The organism is Planctomycetia bacterium (assembly GCA_021413845.1).
Classification (GTDB): domain Bacteria; phylum Planctomycetota; class Planctomycetia; order Pirellulales; family PNKZ01; genus PNKZ01.
Map to the genome: position 1 here is coordinate 1 of JAIOPP010000053.1, position 20,337 is coordinate 20,337.

Below are 20,337 nucleotides of genomic sequence, written 5' to 3' on the forward strand. Positions count from 1 at the left end.
GAGCCCCTTCTGCACTTCGCGCTTCAGCCCGATGTAAAGTTGGTTCATCCGAAGCCGGTCGAAGTAGTCGGCCACGCCGCCGACGCGCGGGCAGATCGACATCTTGTTGTCGTTCAGCACGATGACCATCTTCTTCTTCAGATACGCCGCGTTGTTCAGCGCCTCGAAGACGATGCCCGAGGGAAACGCGCCGTCGCCGATCACCGCCACGCTGGATCGCGTCTCCTGGCCGGGAATCAGGTCGTCGCCGCTCTTGAGGCCGAGCGCCGTCGAGACGCTGCAGCCCGCGTGCCCGGTCATGAAGAGGTCGTATTCGCTCTCGGTCGGGTTCGGGTAGCCCATCAGGCCCCCTTTGGTCCGAATCGAGGCGAAGTCGCGGAAGCGACCGGTGACGAGCTTGTGCGGATAGATCTGATGGCCGGTGTCCCAGATCAGCCGATCGGTGCGGAAGTCGAATGTCGTGTGAAGCGCGAGGCACAACTCGACGACTCCCAAGTTCGACGCGAAGTGCGCCGTCCGATCGGAGACGACGCTGCAGAGCGCGTCGCGCATCTCTTCGGCCAGCTGCTCGAGCTGCGTCAGCGAGAGGGGGCGCAGATCGTCGGGGGAGTTGATCGTCGGCAATAGGGGAGCGGACATCTTAGTGGTTCCTTTCCACGACATAACGTGCCAAGTCTTCCAAGACCTCGACATCGGCACCGAACGGCGCCAAGCAGGCAATCGCTTCCGTCGTCAGGCGCTCGGCCCGACGTCGGCTTTCTTCCACACCCAACAAACCGGGATAGGTCAGCTTTCCGCGCGCGGCATCTTTGCCGACGCGCTTGCCGACCGCTGCTTCGGAGCCCAGTACGTCGAGCAAGTCGTCCATAATCTGAAACGTGAGTCCGAGGCGCGCGCCGTATTCGGCGAGCGCCGCGAGTTGCGCGGCGTCGGCCCCGGCGACGATCGCGCCGAGTCGGAGCGACACGCGGAGCATCGCGCCGGTCTTGCGGCGATGAATGGCTTCGAGCGCCGCGAGGCTGTCGTCGGTAGTTTGCTTTTGGATCGGCGCGGCGCCGGGCACTTTCCCTTCTTGCGCCAAGTCGTCGGCCTGCCCGCCGACGAGCTCGCACGCGCCGGCGGCCCGAGCGAGTTCGCCGCAGCATTGCGCGGCCGCGCGGGGGGGCTGGATTTTGTTTGCGAGAATCTCGAAGGCGAGCGTCAGCAGAGCATCGCCGGCGAGAATCGCGATTCCTTCGCCGAAGACTTTATGATTCGTCGGCCGGCCGCGGCGCAGGTCGTCGTCGTCCATGGCCGGAAGGTCGTCGTGGACGAGCGAATAGCTGTGGATCATCTCGACGGCACAAGCTGCCGGAAGCGCCGCCTCGACGTCGCCCCCGCAAGCCCTCGCCGCCGCGAGCACGAGCAACGGCCGCAATCGTTTGCCGGGCGCTAGGAGACTGTAACGAATCGATTCGGCCAAATTGGTGGGGCAACCGATACCGAGTAAACCACCGCCCAGAGAACCATCATCCCCGACCGCTTCGGCCAAGGCCGCGTCGATCTTCGGCCGCCATTCGGTCGCAAACTCGACGAACGGCGACACCGAGGCCGAGGTCGCCGCTGCGGAGGTCGAGGAAAGCGTGGATTCGGTTGCGGACAAAGGAGAAGGCATCCGGAGTTCTGCGAGAGTCACCAACAGTCCAACCGCGATCCCGTGTCGCGCTTAACCGATCGCTGCAACGATAATCGTGGTCGAGGCTTCCGACCGAGAAGCCTCTCTTATTCTAAAAGAGGGTCGCCGGTCCGTCCACGGCATTGCCCGTTTCGCTCGCCGGCGCTGCGTCGGCGGCGGGCTTCTTCGTACTACGTCGCTTCGAGCGCGTTTGTGCTTTTTCTTCCAAACTCAGCGTCGATTCGTCGTCGAACGGCTCCGTAACCGGCTTCCCCTCGGCGTCGACGCCGGCCAGGATTTCGATGCGGCGCTCCGCTTTTTCCAGCAAACCGTGACACTGCCGCAACAGCCGGACCCCTTCTTCGTACCCGGCCAGCGAAGCTGCGAGATCGGTCCGGCCGTCTTCAAGCTGCTGTACGATCGCTTCCAAGCGGACGAGCGCTTGCTCGAAAGTGGGCGGAGCGGGGGGAGTTTGCGGGCTGGATTCAGGCATGAGGATCGATCAAGGGTTTGAATGATAAGTGCTAAATGATAAGTGATAAATGAGGAACGAGAAGTGCCATGTCTCGGCGGCAGCCGTCCGACATTTATCACTTATCATTTAGCACTTATCACTCCTGCGAGCTGCCGCGCCACGTATTTCGCCAACAGATCCGTCTCCAAGTTCACGCGATCGCCGACGCGGAGCGTTCCTAGAGTCGTAACCTCGAGCGTGTGCGGGATCAGTTGTACGCTGAAGCGTTCGTCTTCGACCATCACGACCGTGAGGCTCACCCCCTCGATCGCGATCGAGCCTTTCGACGCCGTCTGTCGGGCATACTCGCGCGGCAGCCGGAACCACATCTCGCTCCATTCTCCCAGATCCTGCCGGGCGTCAAGTGTGCCCGAGCAGTCGATGTGGCCGGTGACGAGGTGGCCGCCGAGCCGGTCGCTGAGCCGGAGCGACCGCTCTAGGTTCACGAAGCTGCCGGGCACGAGCGACCCGAGCGTCGTGCGACTCAAAGTCTCCGGGCCGGCCTCGAAGTCGAGCAAGCCATCGGCCATCGCGACCACGGTGAGGCAACAACCGCTCACGCAGATGCTCTCGCCGAGCACGGCTTCGGCAGCGATCGCCGGCGCCGCAATGCGCAACCGCCGCCCCGGCGGCTCTTCGCGCACTTCGGCAACCGAGGCTTTGAGTTCGACGAGGCCGGTGAACATGGGAGAGGAGCGGAGGAAGAGTGATAAATGATAAGTGCTAAATGATAAATGCCGGAGTTCGCCTCCCCCATTTATCACTTATCATTTAGCATTTATCATTCGCCGCCGCCAGAATACCAAATAAGCGCCGCGATGGGCAGCGCTTCGGCGCTCTACCGGAAGTCTTCGCTCGTCGCTCTGTGGCCGTAGATCGGGAGGTAGCGGTAGTAGACTTCTAGGATCAGGATCGACATGGCCGTGTTGTAGAGTCGGCCTCCTTGGTCGCCGTGTTTGTCGGGGAAGTACCAACTGCCCGAGGTGTGTCCTTCGCGCGATTGCGATTCTAGGAGAAACGCCTTCATTTCCTCGTTCCAAGCGATCCACTCTTGGCCGCCGAAATGGCGGAAGACTTGCGTGGCGTAGTAGTTGTAATACTGGTCGTGGTCCGACGGCCCGCGCTTGCTCAAGCTCCGGATGCCGCGCTGCAAGGCGGGCTGGCTGCGCGGCCAGCCGCCGTACATCCGGCTGAGGAGCCCGATCGAGGTCATGGTCGGATCGTTTTTGGCGGGGCTTTGGTAGCCGTAGGCCGCGCCGCCGTCGTCTTGCACGCCGTCGAGAAACTTCTTCGCCGCAGTCCAAACTTCCGGCGGCACCGGCATGTAGGTCAGCTCCCCGCTCTTGAGCGCCATGAGCATCCAGCCGGTTACGGTCGTGTCGCCGACTTGGCCGGGGAAGTAGCGCCAGCCCCCTCCCTTTTTATCTTGCGAGTTGACGATGAAGCGAACCGCTTCGCGACAGGTGTAGTGCAAGTCTTCATCGCGCGTCAGCGCATAGGCTTCGCACAGCGCGAGCGTGGCGATCGCTTGCGAGTAGAGATTGATTCCTTCTTGCAAGTCGCCGCCGAGGGGCGTGGCGATGGTCTTCGCTTTGAGATACTCCAGCCCCTTGCGAACGGTCTCCTGGTACTCGCCGCGGCGATGCGTGTGGTTCGCCCCGAGAAACGGCAGCAGCGCGAAGCCTGTCGCGGCGGTCGACGAGCCGTGGTTGCCGGGATTGCCGCAGTATTTGCAGATCCCTTCTTGCCGATGGTTGAAGTGCCAACTGCCGTCTTCGCGTTGATGAGCCGCGAGCCAACGAAGCCCGCGGGCCACCGCTTTTTCGGTCTCTTCCGAGCCGCCGTCTTGGAGGAGTATGCCTTTGAGTTCGCCGTCGCGGCCGTCGAGCATGCTGAGCGTGGTGCTCGATCCGCCGAGGGGAGTCAGTAAGTCGCCGAGGCCGGAGTTGCCCGACAAGCCCGCCGGCGGGAGCTTCGGATCGTTGCCGAACTCGCTCCCTTTTCGGCCCGGCGCGGGAGTCGCGATCAGCGCGTCGACGAGCGAGCGGGGCGATTCCGTTTTGGTTGCCGGGGCATCGTTGCGCTGGATCTTCGTCGCCACCTTCGGCAGCGTCGCCAAGCTCGGCGCGACGACGCTCGCGACGGTTCCTTCAAGCTCGACGCGCGGCGGCTTGCGCGTCGTGTCGAAGCCGAGGAGCGCCAACAATAGGACGAGCGCGAAATGCACGACGCCGCTCACCAGCGACGATACGATCAGCTTCCGGCTACCGCGAAACGCATCGGTGCTCGGCGCGGAGTTCGCCTTCGCCGGCGCGCGAACCTCTTTCCGCGGGATCACCCACCGCGGCTCTTCTTCGATCGCTTCCGCTACGGGCAACGCGCGCGGCAGAGAGGCACGTGGAATCGGCGGAGGAGTGGGATGCCGAGGTGTTACGTCTCGCAGCACGGGCGGAGGCGCGATCGGTGCAGTCGGCGGCAACGGAACCCCGGTCGATGGCGCACTCTCTCCCGTGCCCGACGGAGCGGGATACGAAGAACCGATCGGCGGCAGCGCGTCGGACGACATGCGTGGGCTGGGTAGTATTTGCCGAAAGGGGAAAGCTTGCGGCGTTTGTAAATGGCTCCCCAACCCTACCTCGCGATTAGAGCGATCGACGATACGATCCATAAGATCGGCACGATCGGGCCCTGCGGAGCAGCAACCGGCAGCTCCGAGCTACGACTTTCACGTCGCTAAATCACACGCAGTAGCGACGGTGCCGGTTTTAACGATCGCAACGGCGCCGGCAGCGGAAACGTCGGCCGGCCTACTTCTCAATCCGGTACATCGCCGAGTCGGTGCGCAGGAAGATCGTGCGGCCGATCATGGCCGGGGTGGCGAGAATGCGGCCGTCGAGTTTGTTTTCGGCGAGCAGTTTGTAGGTTCGGCCCGGCGCGACGACGTACGACTTGCCGTCTTCACGGAAGAGCCAGAGCTTGCCGTCGGCGTAGAGGAGCGAGGCCGAGAAGTTGCCGCCGAGTCGTTCGGTCCACAGCTCCTCGCCGCTCACGGCATCGAGGCACGTGACGATTCCCTTGTCGTTCACCATGTAGAGTTCACGGCCGACGACGAGCGTCGACGGGCTCGCCGGCGCTTGCTTCTTCACCTTCCATTGCACGTGCGTCTCGGTCACGTCGCCGGCGCCGCCGATGCGGATCGCCCACAGCTCCGGCTTGGCGAACGCCGTCGTGATGTAGAGCAGCCCATGCGCGAGGACCGGTCGCGGAACGTTCGACCAACCTTTGTATTCGACTTTCCACAACTCCGCACCGCTCTCGGGATCGTAGGCGATCACGCGATCGGCGCCCGGGCTGATGAGTTGCTCGCCGCCGTCGACGAGCGCGACCAGCGGCGTGGAGTAGGCTTTGCGTTGGTCGGGATTATCGGCCGGCTTGCCGGAGCGCGGCGTCTTCCAGCGCACCTTGCCGGTCGCTTTATCCAGCGCGGCGACGAACTGCACGTCGGTGCCGTCGCAAGTGAGGATCACGAGATCGCGCCACAAGATCGGCGAGCTGCCGGGCCCTTCCTTGTGTTCCAAACGGAGCTCTTCGTTCTTCCAGACGATCGCCCCGTCGGCCTGATTCAAACACGCGGTCCCTAGCGTGCCGAAATGTACATATAGATGCGTTTCGTCTAAGACCGGCGTCGGCGAAGCGAAGCCGTTCTTCGAGTTCTTGCCGATCGGGCTCGCGGGGCGAAACACTTCGACATCGTGTACCAGCTTGCCGGTCGTCGGATCGACGGCCAGCGCGCGCAGCGACAAGCCATCGGTCGAAGCGGCGGTCATCCAGAGGTGGCCCGTGCCGATCACGGGCGACGACCAACCTTCGCCCGGCAGCGGTTGCTTCCAGCGAACGTGTTCGGTCTCGCTCCAGGTCGTCGGCAGATCGGTCGCCGCGGCATGGCCTTGGCCTTCGGGCCCGCGAAACTGCGGCCAAGCCAGCTCGGCCGCGGCAGCCGCTGCGCCGCGGAAGAGACTCACGTCCCCCGTCGGCGGCAGCCCTAGCAGGCATAAAAGCAACACGTAGTAAGGCAGGCACGGGAAGCCGACGAGTTTTCGATTTCGTCGATTCCGATTCGTAAAGTGCATGGTCCGGCGGCCGATAATAGAAATGGTAGGCAAGCGCGATGTAACAAGCTCCGCAGTAGAGCGATAAAGATCTGAGACCCGAGCGACGCTGCGGAAAACGAGACCCGAAAGGTCGAACCGTACCGGCAACGCCGGCTCAAGTCAATTCGCCGTGCGGTGCTTCGACTTACGGACTTCGGTCGGGCAGCGCACCGGGAGAGTAATCCGCATAACGCTTTCGATCGTTCCTTTTTAACTTCAAGCCTGTGGCGCGTTTCGGACGAAATTAGGTGGACTCACTTCGACCCGCCTCACCTCCGTTCGCAACCCCGCCGAAGTGCGAATCGTTCCGCGTCGCCGTACCCGCCTCCGACGCTCAAAAAGGGAAGCTTTGCCATGAACACGACCCTCGAGAAGTCCGTAGAAATAAACGCCCCTCGTCCCGCCTCGTCGGCCTTCGCGCTGCATCGCTGCAACCGTCTCTCCAACGTGCTAGCAGCCCTTAAGCTCCGGCAGCCCGACGGCGAGACCTCGGGCCGGGCCGTGGAAGTTTCCGCCGAAGCGCAACAAGGCCGCCCGGCCGCTCCGCACTATCTCTCTTTGCGATAACTTCTCACGGCAACTTCTCTTTACGAAAACACTCCGCTTGCGATAAAAACGCCCTCGCAGCACGAATAGATTTTAGGGCAGGCTTCTTCCCCCAGGTCGATCAAACCCTTCGAGAGCCCCAGCCATGGATCAGCAGAACCTCATCATCGCCGATTCCGATGTCGCACTCGTCGAGCTGCTCGCCCACCATTTCCGTGGTCGCGGCTACGCAGTGACGACCGCCTACGACGCCCATACGGTGTTGAAGCTGGTGCATTTGCAAACGCCCGACGCGTTCGTGCTCGGGATCGAAATGAAGTGCGACAACGGCCTCTGCGTCTGCGAGTTGCTTTCGTCGGAACGGCGCTTCTCGTACTTGCCGGCCGTCTTGCTCACGGCCCAACACGAAGACCGCTACAAGCACGATTGCCACGGTCTGTGCGCCGTGTATGCGACGAAAGGGGAAGGGCTCGCCCGACGCGTCGAAACGGCTCTGGCGCAAATCGAATCGCACGAACCGGCGATCTACGCCGCGACGTAAGCCTTCACATAAGACTGCGAAGTAAGACTGCGAAGTAAGACTCCGTCGCGTTCTATCGCGCGATGTCCGTTCAATAGCCGGGGATGCATATCCCCGGCCCTCTCCTCGCAGTCGCACGTATCATCTTTAACGAATGGTTCGTGCGCAACGCGCATGCCGGCATCTGTCGGCGAATTCTTTGCGTAATTCTTGCGCGCGTAACAAGAAAAATGTTGACGCAATCCATGCGCACTTGTTATCGATAAGTGTGTGGCGCGACAAAGTGCCACGGAGCGTCTTGCGGTCGGATGAAACATGCGGTGCGGCCCCTTCTGGATCGCCTGCCGTTTTTCCCCGCGGAACCGGACGCTGAGGAATATCGCCGCACGTTTCATGAACGGACCGCGATTCAGAGACGAAGTGATGTAGTTCGCGTAGGACTGTGTTCGTGTTGCTGTTCCCATGATTTTTTTCAAGGGGGAGGCGCTGATATGCAGGACCCACCGGGTTCATTGTTTTGAGGGGCGGCCTCGTCGACCGCTCCTCGGATTTTCCATCCTTCTCACGACTGATTTAACCACTCACTAAACAAAACACCCCGCTCCGCGCAACAGCGCGAAGCGGGGTGTTTTTGTTTTCACCGGCGTGCCGATTCAGACGGTGCTGATTCAGACCAGCACGTTCAAGCGCACATCCATGCAATACTCGGGCTTGCCGCTGCGGTAGTCGTCTTGCATCTTGCGCAACGTGGTAACGCGATGCACATGCGTGTCGCTCTCGAAGCGGATGTTGTCTCGATAGAGCGCTTTGTCGTCGTCGAGCAGCGCCTTCGGCACGAGCATCGCGCGGATCTTCCCTTGCCGCATGCCCGGATAGCGTTCGTAGGTAAGAGCGAACAAGCATTCGATCTCATCGACGCGCGATTGCGTCGACATCTTGGCGAGGGTCGACACGGCGCACGTTTCGGCGATCGCCAGGCGAATGATGTTGAGCACGTACCAGCGATCGGCTTCGTCGAACTTTAGAAACGGCCGGCTCTCGGTCGTCTGCTTCGCGGCGGCGCGAATCAGTCGGCGCGGCATCGGATGCGAAACGATCTCGGTCAAGAGATCTTCGAAAATCACATCGAGAATCAGCCACGGCTCCGGGCTTCCGTCGGGCCCCGTCGGACGATTGCGAAACCCGTTTTGCGAAAGATGAAACACATCGAGATCGCTACGGCTCCGCCAACTCCGCCACGCCCAAAACAACCCCCAACCACTCGTCGCGATAAACACGACGAAGGCACTCAGCGCTTTAAGCCCATGCTCGCGAGCAAACGCCATCGCATCATCGTAAAACGCTTGCCATTCGAGCATGCTGCGATCGCCCCCATTTTAAAGCTGGTCATCAGATGTGCATCAGGGAAAAACGTAGCATCTCTCCCTTCTTATTCAACGAGCATTTCACCGAACGCGATGTCGTGGTAAGAGTTTTCATCGCTGTCGTCTTGGAGTGATGTGAAGCGGCTATCGGATGGTATCTTAGTAGCGTTCGCATTGCATGCGATGGTAAGGCGGGGTGCGCAATGATCCGACGTGACGTAACGTTAGCCGATGGTCGGCCTGGTTGGGCCATGATCTCGCAGTTGGAGCATGCGCGGATTGCGGCCGAGGTGGCTCGAGCGTGGAACGTGGCGGAGTTTCCCCTCGCGCTGCCGCACGAAGAATTGCTGGCCGCCGTGTTGCGACACGACGACGGTTGGCTGCCGTGGGAGATGCGGCCGACCGTCGTCGACGGCAAGCCGCGCGACTTCATGGAGATGCCGCTCGACGAAAGCCTCGCCATCTGGCGGCGCTCGATCGCCGTGGCGCAGAACCTCGGGCCGTTGGCGGCGTATGCCGTCGGCTCGCACTTCGCGGCCTTGTGCCGTTGGTCGCATGAGAAGGCGCACCACACGGCGACCTGGCTCCACTTGGCCGAAGAGTTTATCGACGAGCAAGACGAACTCGCGCGCGAGCGACTGGCGGAGTTGGTCGCTCGAGCCCGGGCCGCGCAACAGGAACCAGTCGAGATCCATTTGGTGGAAATCGAGGCCCGGAAGAATGCCGATCGGGCTTGGCATGCGCTCCAGTTTTTCGATCGCGTGAGCCTTTGGCTCTGCTGTTCGGAGCGTCGGGAGCCGGAGACCGTGAGCGTGCCCGAGAGCTTGGGCACGGGGCTCGGCGCCTTCCGGTTTACGCCGGTCGGCTTCAGGAGCAAGGCCGCGGGTGCCGATGATACGCCTCGGGGGGCTGAGATCGTGGCGGAGATTCTAGTCGAGCCGTGGCCGTTGGTCGGAGAGCGATTGGACCTGGCGACCCTCGCCGAGGCGGTTCCGCAGGCCGATTACGACTCGCCGGACACCTTGGCCCGGGCCCAGCGAGAGCCGGTGCCGCTAGCGTGGTCGTTGCGACGAAAGTAGCGGTTTTAGCGGTTGTCGGGCCGTGGGTTGCCGGGAAATGTGTTGACCCGGACTTTGAGCCATAATTAGACTGAAAGTACGACACATCCTTGGCGGCTACTGCGCGCGTTCGTTCGAGCGTGTCGCCGGCCTTTCGTTTGCCGCCTCTTCGTAATTTGAGACGCACTATGCAGGCTCGTTCCGTTTGGCGTTGGGTTTCGCGCGTCGGTCTGATCGTGGTCGGCTTCGGCGGACTGCCGTCGTCGTCGAGCGCACAGAATCCGTTTGCTCCGACTCCGCCCGCAGGCGCGGCTCCGGCGACCACGCCGCCGACCACGCCGCCGACCACGACAGCGCCACCGACAACGCCCCCTGCCGACACGACAACACCGTCTGCTACGCCGCCGGCTGCAACACCACCGGTCGTCGCGCCCCCGGTGATAACGCCACCGACTGCAACACCGCCCGCGCCGGCGAACCCGTTTGCACCATCGACCCCGGCGGCAGCGCCAGCCGTTCCACGTGCCGTGCCGGGCGCTACGCCTCCGGCTGCGGGTGCCGCGCCGAGTGCGAATCCGTTCGCGCCGTCGACTCCGGCTGCCGCCCCTGCTGTTCCATCTGCCGCGCCGAGTGCGAACCCGTTTGCGCCGTCGACTCCGGCTGCCGCACCGGCGGTTCCTGGTAAGCCACCTCCGGCCGCGGGCGCCAATCCTTTTGCGCCGACCACGCCCGCGGCTCCGGCGATGCCGGCCACGCCGGGCACCACTCCGGCTCCGACCACAACTCCGGCTACGCCGCCGGCTGCGAATCCTTTCGGCACGAGCGTTCCCGCGACTCCGATTCCCGGCGCACCGCTGGTCGGTCCGCAGGCCGTGCCGACGCAAGACACGGTGCCGCAAGGTGGGTTTCGCGTCTTGGCTCCCGGCGTGCTGACGATGATCCCGAGCCCGGTCGGCGTCGACGACACGCGCAGCGAACACGATTTGATCGAGCTCTTAGCGAGCGCGCCGAACTACGGCGAGCGGCCGAATTCGCCGAACCGAAAACCGGCCCGCGGCGTGCGCTTCGAACACGATGTATGGGGCTTGGAGTTTGCGTTCAAGCCGATCCGCTACATTCGCCTTCCCGGCGCCGACGGCAAAGAACGGCTCGTCTGGTACATGGTCTTCCGAGTGAAGAACGGTCCGGTGAAGCGCTACGTGCATGATGAAACTCAGCCGAACAAGTTGCGTGGAGATTTAGTCGATAAGCCGTTTCTCTTCGTGCCGCGCTTCGAGTTGGAAAGCCATGACGTGAAGAAGCTGTACGTCGACAAAGTGATCCCGGAAGCGGTCGCCGCGATCCAAAAGCGCGAAGACAAGAACCGCAAGTTGCTCACGACCGCGGAGCTGACGGGAGACATTCCGCCGAGCACCCCCGAGATCGACCGCAGCATCTGGGGCGTGGCGACCTGGGAAGGGATCGATCTCAATACCGACCGCTTCACGATCTTCGTCCACGGATTGACGAACGCTTATAAGTGGGTCGACGCAGCCGACGGTTTCAAAGCCGGCGACCCCATCGGCAAGGGGCGCAGCTATCAATACCAGGTGTTAAAGCTCAATTTCTGGCGTCCGGGAGACACAAAGTACGAACACGAAGAAGAAATTCGGTTCGGAATCCCCGGAGACGTTGACTACGCCTGGTTCTACAAGTAGAAAATGAGATTCCTCCAGGCGCCCCGGTAGCTCGATGAGCAAGGCTCGAATCGAGCCCGACCGGAGATTTGCCGGAGTCGGCCTCGCTTCCAGGTCGATGAAAAGGGTCGATCCGCCTCCCGGCACGGTCGATGGAACGCAAAACAACACGATTCGTGGACTAATCGTCGTCGCTAGCTAGCGGCCGACGCTTGATTTCGGAGAACGCAGACATGGCACATAAAAAGGGTCAGGGCTCCAGCAGCAACGGCCGGGATTCCAACCCACAGTACCGCGGCGTCAAGAAGTTCGGCGGCCAAGTGGTCACGCCCGGGCACATCTTGGTTCGCCAAGTCGGCAACAAGTGGCACGGCGGCAAGGGAGTCGGGCAAGGTTCCGATTTCACGCTCTATGCCCTCATCGAAGGCGTCGTGCATTTCGATCGGGGTGGTCGCCGGATCAACGTCGTCGATCCAGCTTCGCTCGCCGCGGCTGCCGCCAACTAGGCTTTCGCGCCCTACCTCGGTAGGCTCGGGAAGCTCAAACACACAAACACGACGGCCAGGCCGAGAGTCGGCTTGGCCGTCGCTGTTTTTTTATTCGTACAGTTTCTAATTCGTACAATTAGCCGCGCCGTTGCCGGGAGCGCCCGCTATCGCTCCTCGCCGGTCTGCGGCTAAAATCGTTTTATGTTCGTCGATCGAGTCAACATCCAAGTGCAGTCCGGCAAAGGGGGCGACGGTGCCGTCAGCTTCCGCCGTGAGAAGTTCATTCCGCGCGGCGGGCCCGATGGCGGCGACGGCGGCGACGGCGGCAGCGTCCTCATCGTTGCGCAGACCAGCGTCGACAGCCTCGCGATGATGGCGCAGAAGCGCCGTTGGAGCGCCACGAACGGCGAAAAGGGAGGCACCTCCGACTGTCATGGTCGCAACGGCCAAGACCTGACGATTCCGGTTCCGCCCGGCACCATCGTCTACCACTCCGACGGTTTCGTCTTGAAAGATCTTACGAACGCCGGCGACTCGCTCGTCGCGGCGCAAGGAGGTAAAGGGGGCAAAGGCAACGCCCGCTTCAAGTCGTCGACGAATCGCGCTCCGCGCCAACATCAGCTCGGCGAAGAAGCGGTCATTCGGGAATTGGTTTTGGAATTGAAGGTCATCGCCGATGTCGGCCTGATCGGTTTGCCGAACGCCGGCAAGAGCACGTTGCTCAGTCGCGTCTCGCGCGCTCGGCCCGAGATCGCCGACTATCCGTTCACGACGAAGTTTCCGAACCTCGGCATGGTCAACGTCGCCCGCGAGCGCGAGTTCGTCATGGCCGATATTCCGGGCCTCATCGAAGGGGCGCACGCCGGCGTCGGCCTGGGGCATGAATTCCTGCGGCACGTCGAACGGGCCGGTTTGCTGATTCATTTGGTCGAGCCTTTTCCGACCGACGCCTCGGATCCCGTTTCCAACTACCACGCCATTCGCAAAGAGCTCGGGCTCTACGCCGCCGAACTCGGCACGCGGCCCGAGATCGTCGTGATGACGAAGTGCGAGCTGCCGGAATCGGAGTTGGTGCATAAGCAATTGGCCGAGGCGGTCGGACACGATGTGTTCGCCATCTCGTCCGTCACCGGATTAGGCCTCGACAAGTTGCTCTTCGCGGTCGTCGCCAAGCTCGATGCGGGGCGCGAGACCGTCGCCGCGCCATGACGCCGCACGAGCCGTTTCCGCTGATCGCCGTCGATGTCGGCAACAGCCGCGTGAAGTTCGGTTTGTTCGACTCGGCCGAAGCTCGAACCGATTCCAGCTCGAACCAGTGCATTTCGCGTTCGCTGCCGCATCCGGTCAAGACGCTCGATCTCGATCCGCGCCAAGGCTCGTGGGATGCCCTCGACGCTTGGCTCGCCGATACCCGCGCCGACGACTTCGCTTGGTGGATCGCGAGCGTGCAGCGGCAAGTCGCCGCGCAACTCGTCGAACGCTTGCGCGCCGCCGACGTGCGACGCATCACCTTGGTGACTTCCGGCGATCTGCCGCTCAAGGTCGAAATACCTCGGCCCGACATGGTCGGCATCGATCGCTTGCTTGGCGCCGTCGCTGCGAACCGCTTGCGCGATCCGCAGCGTCCGGCCGTCGTCGTCGATCTCGGCACGGCGATCACGGTCGATCTGATTTCGGCCGAGGGCGCTTTTCGCGGTGGTGCGATTCTGCCGGGCATCGGTATGTCGGCCCGAGCGCTGCATCAGTTTACCGACCTGCTGCCGCTGATCGACATGCAGAGCCTTGCCGAACCTCCGGCCGCGGTCGGCAACGCCACGGTTCCGGCCATGACGTCGGGCTTGTATTGGGGCGCGGTCGGCGGCGTAAAGCAATTGATCGAACTCTTCGCACGCGACTCCGCCGGCGAGCCGCAAGTCTTTCTCACGGGCGGGGCGGCGCAGTCGGTCGCGAAGTTGCTGCCCGGCGAGGCGCGGCTCGTGCCCGACTTGGTGCTGTCGGCGATCGCGATCGCCGCGGCGAAATAAGCGGAGCGCCTATGTCGCCCAGTGCGCTTCGTGCGACCTTGCTCACTCCCTACGGCCGAGGCGCGGTCGCGGTCGTCCGCGTGTGGGGACCGAACGCGACGACGATCGTCGACCGGATGTTTCGGCCTGCGGCCGGGGGCTCGCTCGAAGCGTTTGCGATCGAGCGGATCGTGTTCGGTCGTTGGCATGGCGCGGTAGCTGCGGATTCGGCCGACGCTCCGCCGGCGGAAGAGCTCGTCGTTTGTCGTCGCGCGGTGGACGACCTCGAGATCCACTGCCACGGCGGCACGGCCGCGTCGACGGCGATTCTCGCCGCGCTCGAAGCGGCCGGCTGCGCGATCGTTCCGTGGGCGGAATGGTCCGCTTCTTCCACGACCGATCTCGTCCGAGTCGAAGCGAACATAGCGCTGGCCGAAGCGAAAACGTCGCGCACGGCCGGCATCTTGCTCGATCAACAGGCCGGGGCGTTGCGTCGGGCGGTCGAGGGAATCATCGCGACGTTATTAAGCAATGAAGCCGGCGCGGCGCGAAGTTTGCTCGCGGCGCTCTTGGCGCGTGCTCCCCTCGGTCGGCATCTCGTCGCTCCGTTTCGGGTCGTGCTCACCGGGCGGCCGAACGTCGGGAAGAGCAGCCTGATCAATGCGCTGGTCGGCTACGATCGCTCCATCGTCTACGATCGGCCCGGCACGACGCGCGATGTCGTGACCGCCGGAGCGGTATTCGCCGGCTGGCCGGTCGAACTTTCCGACACGGCGGGGCTGCACACTTCGTTCGATCCGTTGGAGCAGGCCGGCATGAGCGCCGCGCGCCGCCGGTTGTCCGAGGCCGACCTCATCGTAGCGGTGTTCGATGCGTCGGTCCCGTGGTCGGCGGACGACGACGCGCTCTGCCGCGAGCATCCGAGCGCCGTCGTGGTGCATAACAAGCTCGATCGCGCGACGGCCGAAACCGAGAACCGGCCGGCCGGGCTTTCGCTCAGCGCCGTGACGAAACAAGGGCTCGACGAATTGATTGCGCTGCTAACCGCGCGCCTGGTGCCCGAAGCGCTGGCGCCGGGCATGGCGGTGCCCTTCACGGAGCGGCAAACGATGTTGCTCGCCACGGCAACGGAAGCGTTGACGGAAGACCGCGGCGACGAGGCACGCAGCTTGCTTGAGCAAGTCTTCGGCGGCGCGCCGCCTTAAGCGACGGGATACTCGATCAGCACGCCGTAGCCGAGCGACTCTCGATCATCGGGCCGGAAGTCGCCGTGGGTCGAGACGAGTTTCGCGCCGCTGCCGAGATGGAACTCGAGCACCGGATCGAACCGTCGGCCGGTCTTGTTGCGCAGTTCGACATACTGCTCGATCGGCATTTCCGGATGGCGATAATAGCGGGCCGGGCGCGTGATGCCGACGATGCGCCGCACGCCGGGGAGCGAGCGCGCGAACTCGATCTCGCGATCGATCAACCGCCGGCCGACGCCGAAGCCGCGCACGATGGCCCCTGCCCCGACGGCGACGAGTTGGTAGATCTCCCCTTGAGGATCGTGCGAGTCGCGGTACGTGCCCGCGGCCGTGATTCGATCGTAGGTGACGGGACCGGCGCGGAGGAACTCTTCGGTGATCCGCTGCGCCGAGGCGACGGCGGCCACTTCGCCGTCGAAGACCGCGACTAGTTGTCCTTCCGGAAACGCCGCGAGCCGCGCGTGCCACTGGGCGGCCGAAACGACTAATTTTTCCGGCCAGCTTTCCGCGTCGATACGGACGAGCGCATCGGCATCGGCCGGGACGGCGGTTCGGAACGTCAGCAAATGTTTCGGCGACATCGGGATCAGCGAAAGTGCGAAGGCGGAGCGTAGGAACGATTATAGAAGATCATTTGCCGAAGTCATTCGCCAAGCTCGTTAACCGGTGCCGCGGAGTCGCGGATCGGTCGCTTCCTGCAGCCCTTCGCCGATCAGATTATAAGCCAACACGGCCAGAAACACCGCCCCGCCCGGAAATACGATCAACCACCACATTTGTAGGTGGGCACGAGCGCCGTCGAGAACTTTCCCCCAACTGGGATCCCCTTGCGGCCCGAAGCCGATGAAGCTGAGCGCGCTTTCGGTGAGAATCGCCGAGGCGATGCCGAACGTGATGGGAACCAAGACCGGCGCCAGCGCGTTGGGGAGGATGTGTCGAAACATGATCCGCAGCCGGCCGGCCCCGAGCGCTTCGGCGGCGAGCACGAAGTCGGCGTTGCGCAGCTTGAGGAACTCGGCGCGCGTGAGCCGCGCGATGCTCGGCCAGGCCGTGACGCCGATGATCCCCATGATGTGCCAAATCGTCGGCCGCTCGACGATCGCGATCATCGCGAGGATCAAGACCAGCGTTGGAACGCACATGACGACTTCGATGAATCGACAAATCAGCGTGTCGACCCAACCGCCGAGATAACCGGCGATCGCCCCGAGCACGATGCCGATCGAAGCCGCGATCCCCATCGAAAAGAAGCCGACTAAGAGCGCCGTTCGGCTCGCGTGCAACATTTGCGCGAAGACGTCGATCCCTTCGATGTCGGTGCCGAACGGACTAAAGCGATTCGGCGGGCCGCCGTTGCGCGGGTTCTCGGGCACCCCGGGAAATTCATTGGCCCGCACGCGCACGAAGGGGTCTTGATAGAACGGCGGCCAGATGGCCCAACTCTCTTTGTCTTTCGCTAAGCTCTCGGCAAACCGGGTACGGCGAAAACCTTTCTCCTTGAAGACGACGTTCTCCCACCCGTCGCGGAAATATCCGAGACAAGGAAAGTAGACGCTGCCGTGGTAGCTGCAAACGATCGGCTTCCGCCCGACGATCATGGGTGCGGTAATCGCGATGCAGGTCAAGAACCCGACGTAGAGGAGCGCCGCGAGCGCGAGCTTGCGCCGGCGGAAGCGAACCCACGTCTCCGACCAAAACCCTCGGCTCGAGATCGGCTGCGCAGCGGTCGTCGCAGGAGCGCTGGGATTCGACGGCGGTTCGAGAGGAATGGTGCTCATGAAGCTCAGAGGCTGCGAACGAGGGAACGTGTGTTGAGAGAGCTACGAGTAACTGACGCGCGGATCGACCCAAGCGTAGAGGATGTCGGAAAGGAGCGTCCCTAAAAGCGTGAGGACCGAGAACAGGAGCGTCAGCCCCATGATTAAGGAGTAGTCGCGGGCATAGAGGGCTTCGAGAAACAGCAGGCCCATACCGGGCCAGCTGAAGATCAATTCCAAGACGATCGTGCCGCTGAGGAGCCCCGGCAGGGTCAGGCCGAGCAACGTCGCCATCGGAATGAGCGTGTTGCGAAACGCGTGCTTGACCAGCACGCGCATGTATCCGGCTCCCTTTGCGCGGGCCGTGCGGATGTAGTCTTGCTGCAAGGCTTCGGCCATATTCGCGCGAATGAATCGGCTGTAATACGCGAGGCTGCCGTAGGTGTAGCAGATGACGGGCAGGATCGAATGCTTGGCGAAGTCGAGCACCTGCTCGCCGGTCGACCAAGTCTCGTAGCCGTTAGTGTGCATCTGGTTGAGGGGCAGCCATTCCAAACGGAACGCGAAAAAGTATTGCAACAGCAACGCCGCAACGAAGCTCGGGAAGGAGAAGAGCATATAGAGCACGACGCTCACCAAGCGTTCGTCGAGCCGGCCGCTGCGGGCCGAAGCGTAGAGCCCGATCGGCATCCCCGCGGCATAGGCCAAGAGCAGCGAGGTGAGCGAAAGATACAACGTCGGGCCGACGCGCTGGCCGATCGCTCGGATGACGGGCTGTTTTTGATATTCCGAACGTCCGAGATCGCCGCGGCAGACGTTGCCGAGCCAATGCGCATAGCCGACCGGAAACGGCTCGTCGAGAAAGAATTCTTTCCGCTTCCGTTCGAGAGCCGCTTTGTCGAGCTTCTTACTCGGATCGGATTCGTTGATCGCTACGGTCGTCGGGTCGCCCGGCATTTGCCGGATGAGACCGTAGACGAGAAAAGTAATGCACAGCAACGTGACGAGGCCGATCAGCAGCCGACGAGCGAGATAGTTGAGCATGGATTCTCCGCAATCGAAACCGTACCGCGGCGGCGGAGGGTCTTACTGCATGCCCGCTTTCCAAATGCTGCCGAAACCAGGTCCGTAGTGATACGGCCCGCGCGGGCTGAACCGATAGCCGCGCAGTTGCTTGTTGAATCCGTAGAAGGAATGTTGGAAGTAGAGGAACGTCGCCGGTTGGTCGGCGTAGATCAGCTCGTGGATCTTGGCATAGAGCTCGGCTTGCTTGTTGCGATCGAACTCGAGTTCGGCTTGCTTGAGGAGCTTGTCGACTTCGGGGTTCGAGTATTGATTGAAGTTGCGTCCTTCGCCGGTCTTGTAGATGTTTTTGAGCGTGCTCGGGTCGGCGCCGGTTCCCCAGCCGCCGAAGTTGGCTTGGTAGTTGTGCTTGATCAGCGCGTCGCTCAAGATCGTGGCTTCGAGCGGCCGGACCGTGCAGTTGACGCCGATCTCCTTCAAGTTCTGCCGCAAGAGATTGCAGATCGCGATTCTCGTCGGCACGGTGCTGCAAATGATCGTGAAGTCGAACGGCACGCGCTTGCCGTTGATTTCCTTGTCGCGAATGCCGTCGCCGTCGCTATCGGTCCAGCCGGCTTCATCGAGCAGCTCTTCGGCTTTGTCGATGTTGTAGGTGTACGAAGGAGGCATCTTCTTCGGAGCCATCCAAGCCTCGGGATGAAAGATGCCCGTGCAGGGCTCGAACAGGCCGAAGCAGAGCGTCTTGAGCATCTCTTCGTGGTCGAAGGCGTAGCCCATCGCTTGGCGCACCTTAAGATCGGCGAAGAACGGAGCGCTCGGCTCCTTCATGTTCCAGCCGAAATAGAAGTACACCCATTCGACGCCGCGAGCCTTCGTGTTGCGATCGTAGAACTCGGAGTTGCCCGTGTGCTGAACCCATTGCTCGGGCGAGAGAATCATCTCGTCTAAGTCTCCCTTCTTCAGCGCGAGCAGGGCGACGTTTAAGTCTTGCGTGATGCTGAAGCGTACGGTTTTGAAGTACGGCTTGTCGCGAACTTGTTTCCCCTTGAACATGTAATAGTCTTCGCGCCGTTCGAGCACGAGTTGCTGGCCCCGTTCTCGCTTGACGAGCTTATACGGGCCGCCGACGACCGGGTCGTTCTCGAGCTTCACGTGGTATTCGCTATCTTGCAGCGTGGTGTCTTTTTCGAGGCCGACTTCGTAGATGTGTTTCGGGATGATCGGGAAGTTGACCTTCCAAACGTTCGTCGGCGACGCTTCTTTGTGGAAGTAGATGAGCGTGTAGTCGTCGTACGCTTCGACCCAACGGAGCTCGTCGGTTTGCGAACGCACGGCCGGAATCGGAATCCGCGTGTCGAGGATCGTCTTGAACGAGAAGACCACGTCGCGGGCCGTGATCGGTTTGCCGTCCGACCAAACGGCGTCGTCGCGCAGCACGACCTTGTCGTACATCCGGTCTTTGCTCACTTGCCAACTCTTGACCGACTCCTTCGTCGCGAACGGCCGCATATTCCAATCGAAGCTGAAGAGCCCATAGCTCATCAAGCCGCCGACGTCTCCTTCTTCGACGGAGTTGAACATGATCGGGTTGGTGCTCTTCACGTCGGCCTTGAGGAAGCGCGTGATGGTCGCACCGTAGTTGACTTGCGCATCGTTTTCCGGGAGGCGGCCGAGCGCGTCGAGGATTTTCGCGTTCGCTTCGTCGGAATCGTTTTTCAAGGCGAGCGCTTCGGCGACCGTGCCGAGCGGCTTGATCTTCTTCCATTCCGCTTCCATCAGCTTGAGCGAATCGTCGACCGGCATGTCGATCCACTGCGCTTTCGCGTCGATCTCGGCGAGCGGCGGAGCGGTGAACGGTTGCAAGCCGGGACCAGCCGCAGCGGCCGGCGGCTTCGTGGTAGTGGGAACGGAGGCGATGGCCGTTGCCGTCGGGATTGCGGTCGGACTCGGAGAAGCTGCGGCCGTTGCTTTCGGAGTCGGCAGTGTCAGGCTGATACCTGTCGGAGTCGTAGCTGCCGGAGTGTTAGACGTCGGAGTCGGTGTGAGCATCGCGACGGCGGTGGCGCTTGGCGTGGCTGTTGCGCTAGGCGTGGCAACTGCCGAGGCGCTCGGCTTCGGAGCGGCACCTGCGCTCGGTTCGGCGGCGGGAGCCGTTGGGCTCGGTACGGCCGTTGCGCTCGGTGCAGCTTTCGCAACGGGGGTCGCAGCCGCCGTTGGTTTTTTCTCTTCGGCCGGCTTTTCCGTCAACTCTTCGGAGCGTTTGAAACAACCGACCCATGCCGGCAGTGCCGCCAAGCAGATCAGGGCGACTAAGATGAATCGACGTGCCAGGAAAG

Annotated in this window: 19 protein-coding genes; 8 read left to right on the forward strand and 11 right to left on the reverse strand. The window is 62.5% G+C overall.

The annotated features are described in order from the left end of the window. From K8U03_09390 to K8U03_09415, 6 genes are all read right to left on the reverse strand, one after another. Positions 1 to 639, reverse strand: a 639-nt coding sequence (locus K8U03_09390; GenBank protein ID MCE9605098.1) for a 1-deoxy-D-xylulose-5-phosphate synthase, incomplete at its 3' end; no start/stop codon positions are given. A 1-nt stretch (position 640) separates the two neighbouring features. Continuing rightward, complete coding sequence (locus K8U03_09395; protein ID MCE9605099.1) at positions 641 to 1,654, reverse strand: polyprenyl synthetase family protein; 1,014 nt, start codon at positions 1,652 to 1,654, stop codon at positions 641 to 643. A 112-nt stretch (positions 1,655 to 1,766) separates the two neighbouring features. Beyond that, on the reverse strand, positions 1,767 to 2,147 hold the full coding sequence (gene xseB / locus K8U03_09400) for an exodeoxyribonuclease VII small subunit (protein ID MCE9605100.1): 381 nt from the start codon (positions 2,145 to 2,147) through the stop codon (positions 1,767 to 1,769). 104 nt (positions 2,148 to 2,251) lie between these two features. Further along, positions 2,252 to 2,854: a riboflavin synthase gene (locus K8U03_09405; protein MCE9605101.1), complete on the reverse strand. Its 603-nt coding sequence runs from the start codon at positions 2,852 to 2,854 to the stop codon at positions 2,252 to 2,254. A 152-nt stretch (positions 2,855 to 3,006) separates the two neighbouring features. Beyond that, entirely contained in the window at positions 3,007 to 4,734 is a 1,728-nt protein-coding gene (locus tag K8U03_09410) for a terpene cyclase/mutase family protein (protein MCE9605102.1), read from the reverse strand. Positions 4,735 to 4,975: 241 nt separating this feature from the next. Continuing rightward, the gene (locus K8U03_09415; GenBank protein MCE9605103.1) at positions 4,976 to 6,190 is read right to left on the reverse strand and encodes a PQQ-binding-like beta-propeller repeat protein; all 1,215 of its coding nucleotides are present in this window, start codon (positions 6,188 to 6,190) and stop codon (positions 4,976 to 4,978) included. Positions 6,191 to 6,673: 483 nt separating this feature from the next. Between K8U03_09415 and K8U03_09420 the strand changes: the two genes are divergently transcribed. After that, entirely contained in the window at positions 6,674 to 6,886 is a 213-nt protein-coding gene (locus K8U03_09420) for a hypothetical protein (GenBank protein ID MCE9605104.1), read from the forward strand. A gap of 124 nt (positions 6,887 to 7,010) precedes the next feature. After that, a complete protein-coding gene (locus K8U03_09425) occupies positions 7,011 to 7,406 on the forward strand; it encodes a response regulator (GenBank protein MCE9605105.1) in 396 nt (131 codons plus the stop codon). Between the two features lie 647 nt (positions 7,407 to 8,053). On the opposite strand, the gene K8U03_09430 is transcribed toward K8U03_09425, so the two are convergent. Further along, a complete protein-coding gene (locus K8U03_09430) occupies positions 8,054 to 8,710 on the reverse strand; it encodes a hypothetical protein (GenBank protein MCE9605106.1) in 657 nt (218 codons plus the stop codon). A gap of 242 nt (positions 8,711 to 8,952) precedes the next feature. On the opposite strand from K8U03_09430, the gene K8U03_09435 reads away from it, so the two are divergent. The 6 genes from K8U03_09435 (at position 8,953) to K8U03_09460 (ending at position 15,179) form a co-directional block, all read left to right on the forward strand. After that, positions 8,953 to 9,828 carry a DUF3891 family protein gene (locus K8U03_09435; protein MCE9605107.1) on the forward strand — a complete coding sequence of 292 codons (876 nt, stop codon included), beginning with the start codon at positions 8,953 to 8,955 and terminating at the stop codon, positions 9,826 to 9,828. A gap of 167 nt (positions 9,829 to 9,995) precedes the next feature. Next, positions 9,996 to 11,504: a hypothetical protein gene (locus K8U03_09440; protein MCE9605108.1), complete on the forward strand. Its 1,509-nt coding sequence runs from the start codon at positions 9,996 to 9,998 to the stop codon at positions 11,502 to 11,504. A gap of 212 nt (positions 11,505 to 11,716) precedes the next feature. Then, positions 11,717 to 11,989: a 50S ribosomal protein L27 gene (locus K8U03_09445; protein ID MCE9605109.1), complete on the forward strand. Its 273-nt coding sequence runs from the start codon at positions 11,717 to 11,719 to the stop codon at positions 11,987 to 11,989. Between the two features lie 183 nt (positions 11,990 to 12,172). After that, positions 12,173 to 13,180, forward strand: coding sequence for a GTPase ObgE (gene obgE / locus K8U03_09450; protein MCE9605110.1), 1,008 nt, complete (start codon positions 12,173 to 12,175; stop codon positions 13,178 to 13,180). Next, positions 13,177 to 13,995: a type III pantothenate kinase gene (locus K8U03_09455; protein MCE9605111.1), complete on the forward strand. Its 819-nt coding sequence runs from the start codon at positions 13,177 to 13,179 to the stop codon at positions 13,993 to 13,995. The genes obgE and K8U03_09455 overlap by 4 nt, the downstream gene beginning before the upstream one ends. Before the next feature lie 11 nt (positions 13,996 to 14,006). Then, positions 14,007 to 15,179, forward strand: coding sequence for a 50S ribosome-binding GTPase (locus tag K8U03_09460; GenBank protein MCE9605112.1), 1,173 nt, complete (start codon positions 14,007 to 14,009; stop codon positions 15,177 to 15,179). Here K8U03_09460 and K8U03_09465 read toward each other — a convergent pair. From K8U03_09465 to K8U03_09480, 4 genes are all read right to left on the reverse strand, one after another. Further along, positions 15,176 to 15,802, reverse strand: a complete 627-nt coding sequence (locus K8U03_09465; GenBank protein ID MCE9605113.1) for a hypothetical protein — start codon at positions 15,800 to 15,802, stop codon at positions 15,176 to 15,178. The genes K8U03_09460 and K8U03_09465 overlap by 4 nt on opposite strands. 78 nt (positions 15,803 to 15,880) lie before the next feature. After that, complete coding sequence (locus tag K8U03_09470; GenBank protein ID MCE9605114.1) at positions 15,881 to 16,999, reverse strand: ABC transporter permease; 1,119 nt, start codon at positions 16,997 to 16,999, stop codon at positions 15,881 to 15,883. Positions 17,000 to 17,041: 42 nt separating this feature from the next. Continuing rightward, positions 17,042 to 18,022: an ABC transporter permease gene (locus K8U03_09475; protein ID MCE9605115.1), complete on the reverse strand. Its 981-nt coding sequence runs from the start codon at positions 18,020 to 18,022 to the stop codon at positions 17,042 to 17,044. Positions 18,023 to 18,064: 42 nt separating this feature from the next. After that, entirely contained in the window at positions 18,065 to 20,050 is a 1,986-nt protein-coding gene (locus tag K8U03_09480; protein MCE9605116.1) for a peptide ABC transporter substrate-binding protein, read from the reverse strand. Positions 20,051 to 20,337 lie beyond the last annotated feature (287 nt).